Raw genomic sequence first — 13245 nt, forward strand, 5'->3', positions numbered from 1 at the left:
ACGCCATGCCGACCACGACACCGCGGCGCGAGGCATCCGTGCCTCGCCTGATCCGCGAGCGCACCCGCGCATCCCGCGGCGTGCTCGCGAGCATCCTGGCGGCGATCGTCGTGTCGACGACCCTCCTGTGCGGGCTGTCGGCCGTCGCCGATCTCCAGCTGCGCGCGGCCGTGCGCGCCGCGGTTCCGGATGCCGACGTTCCCGAGGGATGGCTGCAGCTGCAGACCCGTCCCGCGGCCGACGCGGCCGTGCAGGACGCCGCAGCGGACGCCCTCTTCGACGAGGTCCTGGGCGACACCGCCGTCGTCGAGCGCCTCGAGCTCGGCGATCCGGGCACGGACTTCGAACGCGTCGCGTGGCGCATCACGCCCGACCCCGACCGTCTCGGTCCCGACTCGATCGAGAGGCTGGCTGCGGGACTCGACCGACTTCCCACGGCGTTCCGCGATTCGGATGCCGAGGAGCGCGGAGCGTCGGTGTCGGGCGGGCTTCCGGCCGCCGTGGCCGAGGTCGCGATCGGCACCCGCGCGGCGACGGCCCTGCTGCCGGTGCCGCTGATCGTGCTGGGCGTGCTCGCCTGGTTCGCGGTGCTGCAGCTCGCGCGGCTGCTCGGGCTGTCGCGCGGGCGCGAGGCGGCGCTGCTGCGGGCCCGCGGTCTGTCGGGCCGGCAATCGGCGATGCTCGCCGCGGGCGAGTCGGCGGCCGTCGCCGGCGCGGCGCTGGGCTGGGCCCTCGGCCTCGTGCTCGTGCCGGCCCTGCCCGGTGGGGCTGGAGGGCTCCCGGCGGTGGTCGCGACGTGGCCGCTCGCGCTCCTCGTCGTGCTCGCCGCCACGGCGACGCTCGCGGTCGGCCAGCTCCGTGCCGCGGGGCGCGCGAGGGGATCGGATGCGGCTGCGGGGCGGGTGGCGCGCGCGGCCACCCCCGCGGCAGGCATCCTGCTCGTCGTGGTCACGGGCGTCGTGATCTGGCAGGCGCGCACGTCGCCGTCGGGCGTGTGGGGGATCGTGGTGGCCACGCTCGCTCCGGCTCTCGGGGTCGCCGCCGTCGCGCTGCTGGCGGTGCTCCTGTTCGGTCCGGTCGCGGCCTTCGCGGCGATGCTCGCCGGACGCGCACGCGGCATCTCGCCGTCGTACCCCGCACGTCAGGTCGCGCGCCGGGTCGGCGCGTATTCGGTGGCGGTGGCGCTCGTGGCCATCGCCGTGTGCGGGGCGGTGCTGGCCGGCGGGTACGCCGGAATGGCGGGCACGACCGCCGCCGACTCCCAGCGGGTGCAGGCGGGCACCGCGATGCGCGCCGTGCTGCCGGTCGGCGCGGGCGACGTCGCGCGAGCGGAGTCGGTCGACGGCGTCGAGCTCGCCGCCCCTGCGATCGTCGTGCCCGTGGCATCCTCCGGCGAAGACGCCGTGCTGCTCGCGCTCCCCGCCGACGCCATGCGCGACCTGCTCTTCGAGGTCCCCGGGGCTGCCGCGCCCGCGACGCTGGCCGACGCCGTCGGCGCCCCGTCGTCTCTCGTGGCGATCTCCGGTTCCGAGCTGCGCCTCGATGCCTCGGCACGGTCGTCGGTGCCGGAGGCGATCGCCGACACCGCCGTGCGGGCGTGGATCGTCGACGACGCAGGCACGACCGTGCCGCTCGCACTCGAGGTCGAGACGGGGGATGACGCGACCGGCGACACGTCGACGTTCGCCGCCCGGGCTCAGCTGCCCGACGGCGCGTGGCGCCTGGCAGGCCTCGAGCTCGCGCGCGGCAACGCCTGGGCGCAGGTCGAGATCTCCTTCACCCGCTTCGCCCTCTCCGCCGACGGCGCCCCGCTGGACGTGACCCTGCCTCCCGTCGTCCGCCTCTACGGCGGATTCGGGGCTCCCGGCGTCCCGTCCGCACTGGTCTGGAGCGCCGCCGGCGAGGAGGGCGACCGCGTGCCCCTCGCGATCACCACGTCGCTCGCGTCGACGCTCGCGCTCGACGTCGGCGACCCGGTCGATCTCTCGTTCAGCGCATCCGGTCGGGTGCTGGGCGGCACGGTGGCATCGGTGTCCGACGCGATCCCCGGCATCGGGGCGCGACCGGGTGCGGTCGCCGACCTGGAGGCGCTGACGGTCGCCCAGCTGCCGTCGGCGCCGACGATCGGCGAGCCCGCCGCCACGCCGCCGCTGCCCGATCAGCTGTGGGCGGCGGGGGACGAGGCATCCGCCCCCGCCCTCGCGGACGAGCTCGGCGTCCCCGTGCTCGTGCCCGCGTCGCAGTCGACCGCCGTGACCGCACCCGTCACGATCGTGTGGATCGCGGCCGCGCTCGGGGGTGCGGTGCTCGCCGGCGTCGCCCTCGTCGCCCTGCTCGCCGCCGTCACCCGGCAGCGGGCCGGCGAGGTGCTCGTGCTGCGGGCGATCGGCGTCGCGCCGCGGCGCCAGAGCCGTCAGCGCGTCGCGGAAGCCGTGGTCGTGGTCGCGATCGCCGCCGCGCTCGGAGCGGCGGGGGGCTACGCGCTCACGGCGCTGCTCGTGCCGGGGCTCGTGGCGCGCGCCGTCCCGTCTGCCGCGCTGGCGCCGGTGCTGTCGGTCGACGGGTGGCCGGTGATCGCAGCGGTCGCGCTCATCGCGGTCGGATGCCTGGCCGGCGCGGTCGCCATCGCGGCATCCGTCGCGGCGCAGTCGCGTTCCACGCGCCTCGAGGAGGCGGCACCGTGACCCTCCGCGTCGGCACGCCCCGGCTGCTCGCCCGCCATCTGCGCACGGGACTCGGCGGGTCGGTGGTCGTGGCATCGCTCGTGCTCGTGCTCACGGTCGTCACGACGATCGTCTCACCCGCCGTCACGACTCTCCTCGACGCGGCCACGAGGTATCAGCTCGATCGCCTCAGCCCTTCGGTGCGCGATCTGACCACCTCCGTCGGCGCGCTGCCGTCGGTCGGCTACGGCGCCAACACGACCGATTCGCTGCCCCCGGCGTACGAGGCGACGTGGGGGGAGTGGGACACGGCGCTCTCGCAGATCCGCCGGAACGCCGCCCCCGCGATCAGGGAGAGCTTCGGCGAGGCCGACTACTTCACGCGCCTCGGCGAACCGGCGCAGTACGCCTCGACGACCTATGTCGTGCTCGATCCCCGGTATGCGTCGCGCATCCGACTGGTCGAGGGCCGCCTGCCCGAGACCACCGCGACGGCCGAGCAATGGCAGACGGCGTTCGACGACCTGATCGACCCGCAGACACTGCGGCCGCGGGTCGACGGCACCGCCACCCTGCCGGCCACCGAGGTGGTGATCTCCGCAGAGGCCGCCGAGGCCGAGGAGTGGGCGATCGGCGACGTCCGCGAGGTCGGCACGGAGGCGAAATGGCCGGCGCCGGTCCCCCTCGTCCTGGTCGGCACGTACGACGTCGTCGACGCCGCCGACCCGTACTGGGCGCGCACGACCGCGATGATCACGCCGTCGCGCGGCGCGGATCCCGACGGCAACCCGTGGACCCGCATCGGCGCCTTCGCGTCTCCCGACGGGCTCGCCACGATCGGCACGATCGCCGGAGGCCTCTCGACGCCGATGTGGTACCCGCTCGATGCCGAGACGGTGACGGCCGAGGCCGCCCCCGGCCTGCTCGCCGAGCTCCGAGGCTTCACCGGCACGTCGCAGCCGTTCTCCACCCGCACGTACCCGGGCGCGAACCTGTCGTTCCAGACCGGGACGATCTCCGCGCTGGAGACTTCGACGGCGCAGGCCCGCACGCTCGTCGCCGTGCTCGCGATGTTCGCGTCCGGTCCGTTCGGCGTCGCGGTCGGGGTGCTCGCCCTCGGCTGCCGGCTCATCCTCGAACGGCGCCGAGCCGCCCTCGATCTCCTGGCCGCGCGGGGGGCGGCGCCGGCGCAGCTGCGCGCTCTGCTCGCGCTCGAGGGCACGCTCGTCGGGGTGGTGCCCGCCGTGCTCGGGCTCGCCGCCGGCGCGGCGATCGCGCGCCTCGCCTTCCCGGCATCCGGAGCGATCGCGCCGCTCGCGGTGGTGGCGGCCGTCGTGCTCGGGCTCGTACCGCCGGCCGTCGTGATCGCCTCCGCGGGTGCGACCCGCGCCGGCCGGTCGGATGCGCCGGCCCGCCGGTCCCGGTGGCGCGGCCTGGTCGAGCTGCTCGTGGCGCTCCTCGCCGCTCTCGCGACCGTGCTCCTCCTCGTGCGGGCCGCCGAGCCCGCCGACGACCCCGGCGCCCTCGATCCGCTCCTGGTCATCGCGCCGCTCCTGCTGTCTCTCGTGGCGTGCGTCGCGACGCTCCGCCTGTACCCGCTCGCGCTGCGCGCCATCCTCGCCCGGCGTCAGCGCGGGCGGGGGTTCGTGGGCGTCCTGGGCGCCGCCCGCGCGATCCGCGATCCCGCCACCGGCGTCGCCCCCATCCTCGCCCTCGTGGTGGGCGTCTCGTTCGCCGTCGCGAGCGGTGTGCTGCTGTCGACGGTGCAGGGGGGAGCCGTGCAGGTCGCCCGTGCGTCGGTCGGGGCCGATCTGCTGCTGTCGGCGACGCGGTTCGACGCCGGCGCCGAGGCATCCGTCGCCGACATCGAGGGCGTCGCGGCGGTCGCGCCGGTGTCGGTCGCGTACGCCGCCAACCTCAAGACCGACGACCGGCTCCAGCGCGTGCTGCTCTTCTTCGCCGACCAGGCGCTGCTCGACGACGTGCAGCAGGGATACCCTGCCGTCATCCCGCCGGGGGTCTCGCTCGCGGGCGGTGGCGAGCCCGTGCCGCTGCTCTTCTCGGCGGCCGCAGCCGAGCGGGCGGATGCCGCGAACGCCGCGCTGCGCATCGTCGAGGCGTCGGCCGAGTACGCCGGGGAGGTGGCCGGCGTCGTGCCGTTCGCCTCCAACGACCAGTGGGCGCTCGCCGACATCGCGTCGCTGCCGGCCGTCGGCGAGGTGACTCCCGTCACCGTGTCGATGCTCGTGCGCCTCGACGAGGGCGCCGATCCGGATGCCGTCATCGCCGCCGTGGGTGCAGCCCTCGGGCCGTCGGTGCAGGCGACGACGGCCGCGCGCGAGCTCGCCGAGCTGGCCGACGATCCCGTCGTCACCGGGCTGCGTATCGCCCTGTTCGCCGGCATCGCCCTGTCGGCGGTGCTGGCCGCGGTCGCCGTCGTCCTGACGCTCGCCCTCGGGTCGTCGTCCAGGCGTCGCGTGTCGGCGCTGCTGCGCACCCTCGGCGCCGCGCCGCGCGCCGCGGGCGGACTCGTGGCGTGGGAGCTCGTGCCGCAGGTCGTGGCCGCGCTCGTCGTGGGATGCGCGTTCGGCGCCGCACTCCCCCTCCTCCTGACCCGGGTGGTCGATCTGACGCCCTTCACCGGCGGTGCCGACCAGCCCGCCTACGCCGTCGACCCGATCGTGCTCGCGATCGCGCTCGGAGGCTTCCTCGTCGTGACCGCGGCCGTCGCCGTGGTCGCGATCCTCATCACCCGCCGCGCGCGCATCGCGACCGTGCTCCGTACCGTGGAGGACTCATGACCACCTCGCCCGCCCTCACCCCGTCCGTCGCGTCCCGCGGGGACGAGCCCGACATCGCGTGCTCCGAACTGGTGCGCATCTTCAAGACGGATGCGATCGAGGTGCAGGCGCTGCAGGGGCTCGACCTCGTCGTCGACCGGGGTGAGCTCGTCGCCGTGGTCGGGGCATCCGGGTCGGGGAAGTCCACCCTCCTCTCGATCCTCTCGGGTCTCGACGTGCCCACCGCGGGCGTCGCGCGCGTCGCCGGACGCGACCTGCTGTCGATGACGCGCTCCGAGCGCGTGACCTTCCGTCGGGAGTGCGTCGGCTTCGTGTGGCAGCAGACCTCCCGCAACCTGCTGCCGTACCTCACCGCGGCCGAGAACGTCGCGGCGGCGCTCGCGATCGCCGGGCGCACGCCCAAGAGGGAGCGCGCCGCGCGCACGGCGGGTCTCCTCGACCTCCTCCAGGTCGGGTACTGCGCCGACCGGCGGCCCGCGCAGATGTCGGGCGGGGAGCAGCAGCGAGTGGCAATCGCCGTCGGAATCGCGAACGAGCCGCGCGTGCTCCTGGCCGACGAGCCGACGGGCGAGCTCGACGACGAGACGAGCGCGCACGTCCTGGAGGCCATGCGATCGGTCAACCGCGAACTCGGCGTCACGACGCTCATCGTGACGCACGATCCGGCCGTGTCGGAGCACGTGGCCCGCACGGTGCAGATCCGCGACGGCCGCACGGCGACCGAAGTGCTGCGCTCGACCCGGCACGACGAGCACGGCGCCGAGCACCACATCGCCGAGGAGTACGCCGTGCTCGATCGGGTCGGGCGGCTGCAGCTCCCCGACGAGTTCGTCACGGCCCTCGATCTCCGCCAGCGCGTGCGGCTCGCCCTCGAGCCGGATCACGTCGGGGTGTGGCCGGGTGCGACGGCCGACCGCCCTCGCGGATTCGGAGAATCACGCGAAACTCGGAGCCGTGAGAGCGCACGATCCGACGATCGCGACATTCTCCGAACTTCGGATGCCGCGGAGGCGCCGGGAGACCGGGCAGAGGATGCGGGAGACCAGGCAGAGGATGCGGCGTCGGCGACGGAGGACGCATCATGACCGGGATCGCCCTGCGCGCGGAGGCGCTCCGACGCGTGTTCTCGTCGCCGGCCGGCGACGTCGTGGCCTGCGACGGCATCGACCTCGAGCTGCGCACCGGCGAGCTCCTCGTCGTGCGGGGAGCATCCGGCGCCGGCAAGACGACGCTGCTGAACCTGCTCGGCACGCTCGACACCCCGACGTCGGGCCGCGTGATGCTGGGCGACGTCGACACGACCGGGTTGACGGAGGCCGAGCTCGCGCCGCTGCGCCGCGAGAACCTCGGGTTCGTGTTCCAGTCGTTCGGTCTCATCCCCGTGCTGTCGGCGCGGGAGAACGTGGAGCTGCCGCTGCGCATCGCGGGCGTCGACGCATCCGAACGCGACGAGCGCACGCAGCACGCGCTGCAGCTCGTGGGGCTCGCCGGCCACAGCGAGCAGCGGCCGTCGGAGCTCTCCGGCGGTCAGCAGCAGCGGGTCGGCATCGCGCGCGCGATCGTGTCGCGTCCGCGCATCCTGATCGCCGACGAGCCGACCGGGCAGCTCGACTCCCGCACCGCGGCGACGATCATGGACCTCCTCGGCGAGCTCGCCCACCAGCAGGGCCTGGCGGCGATCGTGTCGACGCACGACCCGCTGCTGGTCGCGCGGGCCGACCGCGTCGTCGAGATCCATGACGGTCGCATCGCGGCGACGTCCGCCGCGGCTGCCGGCTCCGAGTCGGCGGCCGGCGCCAAGTCGGCGGCAGGCGTCGCGTCGGCGGCATCCGCCCCGCCGGCCCCGGACTCCGGGTCCGCCGCAGCGCCTACCACAGGCGTCCCCCTCACGCGGGCCGAGCTGCGCCGCCGCACCGGGCTCTGACCGCGCCGAACTCCGACCGCGCCGGGACGGCGTTCACCCCGCGGGGAACAGTTCGCGGCGCCGCGTGAGGGTGAGGGATGCCGCCAGCCCCACGCCGGTCGCCGACAGGAGCCACCACAGTCCGGCCAGGTCGACGGCGTCCTGCTCCCGGTGCGGGGCCGCCGCGATCGGCGATGCGTTCGTCAGCGCCTCGGGCAGGCCGAGGAGCGGCCCGAAGAGGCCGATCATGGTCGCCGCGAGCACGAGCGTCCAACCCAGTGCGATCGTGAGGCGCGGGGCGACGACGAAGACCAGAGCAGTCGCGGCGAGGAAGACGGATGCCGCGACGGCCTGACCGCCTCCGCTCACCCAGACGTCCGTCATCAGGTCCCCCGCGCCACCCCGGGTCGCGATGCCGATGGCGGCGCCCGCGACTCCTGCCAGCACGATCAGCACGATGCCCGCCGCCCCCACGCACACGTAGTCGGCGAGCCAGCGCACCCGTGCGACCGGAGACGAGAGCAGGGGCTCGGCCGTGCCGTGGGTCTCCTCCTGGCGGGCCCGGCACACGGTCTGCACCGCGGCGCACGCGGCGAGCACGCCGAGCATCGTGAAGAAGGTCGTGACCGTGGCCTGCTCGAGGTCGCCGCCGCCGGAGAGCTGGGCGAGGACGCCTTCGATCGCCGGGTTGCCGGATCCGACGTCGTCCACGATGGAGGCGAGCGACGTCGACAGCAGGCCGACCAGGAAGCCCCCGAGGGCCCATCCGACGATCGCCCCCCGCGTCAGACGCCAGGCGAGTCCGGTCGACGATGACAGCGTCCGGGGCGCGGCACGGGGCCCCTGACCCTCGGCGACGAGGCTCTCACCGAGATCGCGCGCTCCCGCCAGGACGAAGGCGACCGCACTCAGGGCGCCCGTGACCGCAAGGCACAGGATCACCGGCCACCAGGCGTCGTCGTCGAACGCGCGCGTGTTCTCGCCCCAGCCGAACGGCGAGATCCAGGTCAGGCCGGAGCTCTTCATGCGCGTCAGGTCGTCGGAGGGCGTGCCGATCGCGTTGCCGACGCCGGCGATCACGAAGAGCACGACGGTGGTCCACACCGCGGTCGCGTTGGCGCCGCGCGACGTGCGCATCAGCTGCGCGGTCGTGAGCCCGAGCGCGAGGAAGACCGCGCCGACGCTGCCGACGGCGCTTCCGACCAGCAGCGCGCCGCCGACGGGAAGGCCGACAGCGATGTAGGTGACCGCAATCAGGATGCCGAGTGCCGCGTTCGCGAGGAGACCGTGCACGAGGGTGGCGGTGAGGGGGAGCATCCGCCCGGCGGGGGTGGCGGACACGAGCTCCAGACGGCCGGACTCCTCATCGCCGCGGGTGTGGCGCACGGCGAGGAACGTGCTCATGAACGCGGCGAGGAACGCGAGCCACGGGAAGATCAGGAAGACCATGAAGGCGCCCTCCTCCGATCCCGAGGGGAGGCCTCGGAACAGCAGGATCACGGGGTTCGCGATCGCCGCCGCGAGGAGCGCCGTGCGCTCCTGCTCCGTGCCGAACGTGCTCGTGACGCCGGAGTAGGCGGCGGCCGCGAGCGCCGTGGCACCGCCGATCCAGAGCAGCAGCTGCCAGCGATCGCGGCGGATGCGCTGGGCGATCAGCGTCGGGAACACGCTCATCGCGCCTCCCGGCGTGCTCGGCGCGTCAGGCCCGTCTCGGACGCCTCGCCTGTTTCCGCCGCCGAGGAGCCGTAGTGACGCAGGAACAGCTCCTCCAGGCTCGGCGGTGCGACGCGGAGACCCGGCGCCCCGGACGCCGCGATCGCCGGAAGGGCGGCGGCGACGGCATCCGAGTCCACCGTGAAGAACACCCGCCCGTCCTGCAGGCGCGGATCGTGGGCGCCGGGGATGGCCGACGCCGCATCGATCCCGGATGCCTCGAACGACACCTCCGTGCGCGTCAGGTGCCGCAGATCCGCCAGCGTGCCCGACTCGACGATCCGGCCGGCGCGGATGATCGAGACCCGGTCGCACAGCTGCTCGACCTCGGACAGGATGTGGCTCGACAGCAGCACGGTGGCACCGGCATCCCGCACCCGCTGGATCTCCTCGCGGAACACGACCTCCATGAGCGGGTCGAGGCCGCTCGTCGGTTCGTCGAGGATGTAGAGGTCGGCCGGCACCGCGAACGCCGCGACGAGCGCGACCTTCTGGCGGTTGCCCTTCGAGTACGCGCGTCCCTTCTTGCGCGGATCGAGCTGGAACACGTCGAGGAGGCGCTCGCGGGCCTGGCGGTAGGCGGCGTCGCGCGTATCGGCGCCGCGCAGGCGGGCGAGGAAGTCGATCGCCTCTCCGCCGGAGAGGTTCGGCCAGAGGCTGACATCGCCGGGCACGGCGGCGATGCGCCGGTGGAGATCGACCGCGTCCTGCCACGGCTCGCGGTCGAAGACGCGCGCTTCGCCGTCCGTCGCGCGCGCGAGGCCGAGCAGGATGCGGATCGTCGTGGACTTGCCGGCTCCGTTGGGTCCGAGGAAGCCGTGCACCTGTCCCTGGTCTACCCGAAGGTCGAGCCCGTCGAGCGCGTGCACGTGGCCGAAGTGCTTCGTGAGAGAGCGGGTGAGGATGACGGGGTCCATGGCGCGGATCGTACGCCTCCCGGTGGCAGAGTTCGACGGGGGAGGTGCGCAGACGGTCACGGCGGGCGCCGCGGTGGCATGCTTGTATACCCTGACCCGTTATCGATTGCCTGTCTGGCACTTTCGAACACTCTGTGTATACAATCAGGGTGATCCACGGGAGGTGCAACGATGCGGGCAAGTGATCGCGCATACCGCACGCTCCTCGACGAGATCCAGTCCGGCGTCCTCGCCCCCGGCACCGTGCTGGGCGAGGTGGAGCAGTCCTCTCGCCTCGGCGTGAGCCGCACTCCGCTGCGCGAAGCGCTCGGCCGTCTCGCCGCCGACGGTCTCGTCGCCCAGGCCTCGCCGCGGGTGACGGTCGTCACCGGCATCGACGCCGACGACATCCGCGAGCTCTTCGCCGTCCGTCGCGCCCTCGAAGAGACTTCGGCGCGGCTCGCCGCCCAGCGGGCCGACCCCGCGGTGTTCGCCGAGCTCGCCGAGGAGTTCGGCGCGGCATCGGTGGAGGGCGCCGCCGCGATGGACGACTACTACGACGTGATCGCCCGCTTCGATGCCGCTCTGGACGCCGCCGTGGCGAACGACTACCTCTCGGCCGCCCTGCGCACCGTGCGCACCCACCTCGTGCGCGTGCGCCGGCTCGCGCGCGACAACCCCGACCGCCTCGCGGCATCCGTCGCCGAGCATCGGCTCATCGCGAGCGCGATCGCCGCGCGCGACGCCGAGCTCGCGGCGCACGCCACCCACATCCATCTGCACAACGCCCTGACCAGCATCCTCGACTCGCTCGAGTCGTTCCGGAAGGACACCACTCCATGACCGTCAGCCACCACGTCCGCGTGTACCGCAGCGAAGAGCCGCTTCCCCGCGAGGCGCAGCTCGCCTGGAAGATCGCCGAAGTCGCCGCCGACCCCGTGGAGGTCGACGCCGACGTCGTCGACATGATCATCAACCGCGTGATCGACAATGCGTCGGTCGCCGCGGCATCCCTCACCCGCGCCCCGGTGAGCGCCGCCCGCCAGCAGGCCCTCGACCACGCCGTGTCGGTGAGCGGAAGGGGAGCCACGGTGTTCGGCTGCCAGCTCGAGCGCCACACGTCGCCGGAATGGGCCGCCTGGGCCAACGGTGTCGCGGTGCGCGAGCTCGACTACCACGACACGTTCCTCGCCGCGGAGTACTCGCACCCCGGCGACAACATCCCCCCGATCGTCGCCGTCGCGCAGCACGTCGGCTCCGACGGCGCTGCGCTCACGCGCGCCCTCGCCACCGGTTACGAGATCCAGATCGACCTCGTGCGCGCGATCTCGCTGCACAAGCACAAGATCGACCACGTCGCCCACCTCGGCCCCTCGGCCGCGGCCGGCATCGGTACGCTCCTCGGGCTCGACGTCGAGACGATCTACCAGGCCGTCGGCCAGGCGCTGCACACCACCACGGCCACGCGTCAGTCGCGCAAGGGCGAGATCTCGACGTGGAAGGCGCACGCCCCGGCCTTCGCGGGCAAGATGGCCGTCGAGGCGGTCGACCGCGCGATGCGCGGCGAGACGTCGCCGTCGCCCATCTACGAGGGGGAAGACGGCGCGATCGCCTGGCTCCTCGACGGCAAGGACGCCTCCTACGACGTGCCGCTGCCGGCGGCGGGGGAGTCCAAGCGCGGCATCCTCGATTCGTACACGAAGGAGCACTCGGCCGAGTACCAGGCTCAGGCGTGGATCGACCTCGCGCGCAAGCTCGGCGACGAGCGGCCCGAGCTGCGCGACCCCGCCAACGTCGACTCGATCGTGCTGCACACGAGCCACCACACGCACTACGTCATCGGCTCCGGTGCGAACGATCCGCAGAAGTACGACCCGACCGCCTCGCGCGAGACGCTCGACCACTCGATCCCGTACATCTTCACCGTCGCGCTGCAGGACGGCGCGTGGCACCACGTCGACTCCTACGCGCCGGAGCGCGCCGGCCGCGACGACACCGTCGCGCTCTGGCACAAGGTCACGACGGCGGAGGATGCCGAGTGGACCCGCCGCTACCACTCGGAAGACCCGAACGAGAAGGCGTTCGGCGGTCGCGTGGAGATCCTCCTCGCGAACGGCCAGGCGATCGTCGACGAGATCGCGGTCGCCGATGCGCACCCGCTCGGCGCGCGCCCGTTCGCCCGCGAGGACTACGTGCGCAAGTTCCGCCTGCTCGCCGAGCCGGTGCTCACGCCCGACGAGATCGAGCGGTTCCTCGGTCTGGCCGAGCGCCTTCCCGAGCTCACCGCCGAAGAGGTCGCCCAGCTCACGATCGTCGCGGCGCCCGGCGTGCTCGCGGGGGCACCGGCCCCGAAGGGCCTCTTCTGATGCTCTACTCCACGGTGACCGCCGCCGAGAAGCGGCGCGCGTTCCGGGAGCGGCTCGCCTCGGGGGAGCTGCTGCGCTTCCCGGGAGCGTTCAACCCGCTCTCGGCACGGCTGATCGAGCAGAAGGGGTTCGAGGGCGTCTACATCTCGGGCGCCGTGCTCTCGGCCGATCTGGGTCTTCCCGACATCGGCCTGACGACCCTCACCGAGGTCGCGGGGCGCGGTCAGCAGATCGCGCGCATGACCGATCTGCCGGCGATCATCGACGCCGACACGGGCTTCGGCGAGCCGATGAACGTCGCCCGCACGATCCAGACCCTGGAGGATGCCGGGATCGCCGGCACCCACATCGAGGACCAGATCAACCCGAAGCGCTGCGGGCACCTCGACGGCAAGGCCGTCGTCGACGAGGACACCGCGGTCAAGCGCATCCGCGCCGCCGTCGACGCGCGCCGCGATCCGAACTTCCTCATCATGGCGCGCACCGACATCCGCGCCGTGGAGGGGCTGGATGCCGCGATCGACCGGGCGAAGGCGCTGGTGGATGCCGGCGCCGACGCGATCTTCCCGGAGGCGATGCGCACGCTCGACGAGTTCGAGGCGATGCGCACCGCCCTGGACGTGCCGATCCTGGCCAACATGACCGAGTTCGGAAAGAGCGAGCTCTTCTCCGTCGATCAGCTGCGCAGCGCCGGCGTCAACATCGTCATCTGGCCCGTCTCGCTCCTGCGGATCGCGATGGGCGCGGCATCCCGCGCCCTGGATACGATCGCCGACGAGGGCCACCTCACGTCGAGACTCGGCGAGATGCAGCATCGGGCCGACCTCTACGAGCTGATCGACTACCCGGCCTACAACCACTTCGACACCAGCGTCTTCAACTTCACGATCGAGAAGGACTGAC

General features: G+C 73.5%; 9 protein-coding genes. 7 read left to right on the forward strand and 2 right to left on the reverse strand.

Annotated elements, in window-relative coordinates:
* Positions 1-5 precede the first annotated feature (5 nt).
* From B0B14_RS12865 to B0B14_RS12880, 4 genes are read left to right on the forward strand one after another with little or no spacing between them, the layout of a single operon-like run.
* On the forward strand, positions 6-2684 hold the full coding sequence (locus B0B14_RS12865; RefSeq protein WP_076682385.1) for an FtsX-like permease family protein: 2679 nt from the start codon (positions 6-8) through the stop codon (positions 2682-2684).
* Positions 2681-5464, forward strand: coding sequence for an FtsX-like permease family protein (locus B0B14_RS12870; RefSeq protein WP_076682387.1), 2784 nt, complete (start codon positions 2681-2683; stop codon positions 5462-5464). The genes B0B14_RS12865 and B0B14_RS12870 overlap by 4 nt, the downstream gene beginning before the upstream one ends.
* The gene (locus B0B14_RS12875) at positions 5461-6549 is read left to right on the forward strand and encodes an ABC transporter ATP-binding protein (RefSeq protein WP_083710583.1); all 1089 of its coding nucleotides are present in this window, start codon (positions 5461-5463) and stop codon (positions 6547-6549) included. Before B0B14_RS12870 ends, B0B14_RS12875 begins: the two co-directional genes overlap by 4 nt.
* On the forward strand, positions 6546-7388 hold the full coding sequence (locus B0B14_RS12880; protein WP_076682389.1) for an ABC transporter ATP-binding protein: 843 nt from the start codon (positions 6546-6548) through the stop codon (positions 7386-7388). The genes B0B14_RS12875 and B0B14_RS12880 overlap by 4 nt, the downstream gene beginning before the upstream one ends.
* Positions 7389-7421: 33 nt before the next feature.
* On the opposite strand, the gene B0B14_RS12885 is transcribed toward B0B14_RS12880, so the two are convergent.
* Together B0B14_RS12885 and B0B14_RS12890 are read right to left on the reverse strand one after the other, a co-directional pair.
* Positions 7422-9041, reverse strand: a complete 1620-nt coding sequence (locus B0B14_RS12885; RefSeq protein WP_076682391.1) for an ABC transporter permease — start codon at positions 9039-9041, stop codon at positions 7422-7424.
* A complete protein-coding gene (locus B0B14_RS12890) occupies positions 9038-9997 on the reverse strand; it encodes an ABC transporter ATP-binding protein (RefSeq protein WP_076682393.1) in 960 nt (319 codons plus the stop codon). The genes B0B14_RS12885 and B0B14_RS12890 overlap by 4 nt, the downstream gene beginning before the upstream one ends.
* A 171-nt stretch (positions 9998-10168) precedes the next feature.
* Here B0B14_RS12890 and B0B14_RS12895 point away from each other — a divergent pair, with 171 nt between their 5' ends.
* From B0B14_RS12895 to prpB, 3 genes are read left to right on the forward strand one after another with little or no spacing between them, the layout of a single operon-like run.
* The gene (locus B0B14_RS12895) at positions 10169-10819 is read left to right on the forward strand and encodes a GntR family transcriptional regulator (protein WP_076682395.1); all 651 of its coding nucleotides are present in this window, start codon (positions 10169-10171) and stop codon (positions 10817-10819) included.
* Positions 10816-12342 (forward strand): MmgE/PrpD family protein, encoded by a 1527-nt coding sequence (locus B0B14_RS12900; protein ID WP_076682397.1) that lies wholly within the window; start codon positions 10816-10818, stop codon positions 12340-12342. The genes B0B14_RS12895 and B0B14_RS12900 overlap by 4 nt, the downstream gene beginning before the upstream one ends.
* Complete coding sequence (prpB, locus tag B0B14_RS12905; protein WP_076682399.1) at positions 12342-13244, forward strand: methylisocitrate lyase; 903 nt, start codon at positions 12342-12344, stop codon at positions 13242-13244. The genes B0B14_RS12900 and prpB overlap by 1 nt, the downstream gene beginning before the upstream one ends.
* The last annotated feature ends 1 nt before the right edge of the window (position 13245 follow it).

Origin of the sequence: Microbacterium sp. RU33B, from assembly GCF_900155915.1 — a bacterium.
In the GTDB taxonomy this organism is placed as follows: Bacteria; Actinomycetota; Actinomycetes; order Actinomycetales; family Microbacteriaceae; genus Microbacterium.

What these genes read in the sequence shown, in the direction of transcription:
- B0B14_RS12885 (WP_076682391.1), bottom strand. Translation starts at nt 9,041, where the DNA reads ATGAGCGTGTTCCCGACGCTGATCGCCCAGCGCATCCGCCGCGATCGC.
- B0B14_RS12900 (WP_076682397.1), top strand. Translation starts at nt 10,816, where the DNA reads ATGACCGTCAGCCACCACGTCCGCGTGTACCGCAGCGAAGAGCCGCTT.
- prpB (WP_076682399.1), top strand. Translation starts at nt 12,342, where the DNA reads ATGCTCTACTCCACGGTGACCGCCGCCGAGAAGCGGCGCGCGTTCCGG.
- B0B14_RS12890 (WP_076682393.1), bottom strand. Translation starts at nt 9,997, where the DNA reads ATGGACCCCGTCATCCTCACCCGCTCTCTCACGAAGCACTTCGGCCAC.
- B0B14_RS12875 (WP_083710583.1), top strand. Translation starts at nt 5,461, where the DNA reads ATGACCACCTCGCCCGCCCTCACCCCGTCCGTCGCGTCCCGCGGGGAC.
- B0B14_RS12895 (WP_076682395.1), top strand. Translation starts at nt 10,169, where the DNA reads ATGCGGGCAAGTGATCGCGCATACCGCACGCTCCTCGACGAGATCCAG.
- B0B14_RS12865 (WP_076682385.1), top strand. Translation starts at nt 6, where the DNA reads ATGCCGACCACGACACCGCGGCGCGAGGCATCCGTGCCTCGCCTGATC.
- B0B14_RS12880 (WP_076682389.1), top strand. Translation starts at nt 6,546, where the DNA reads ATGACCGGGATCGCCCTGCGCGCGGAGGCGCTCCGACGCGTGTTCTCG.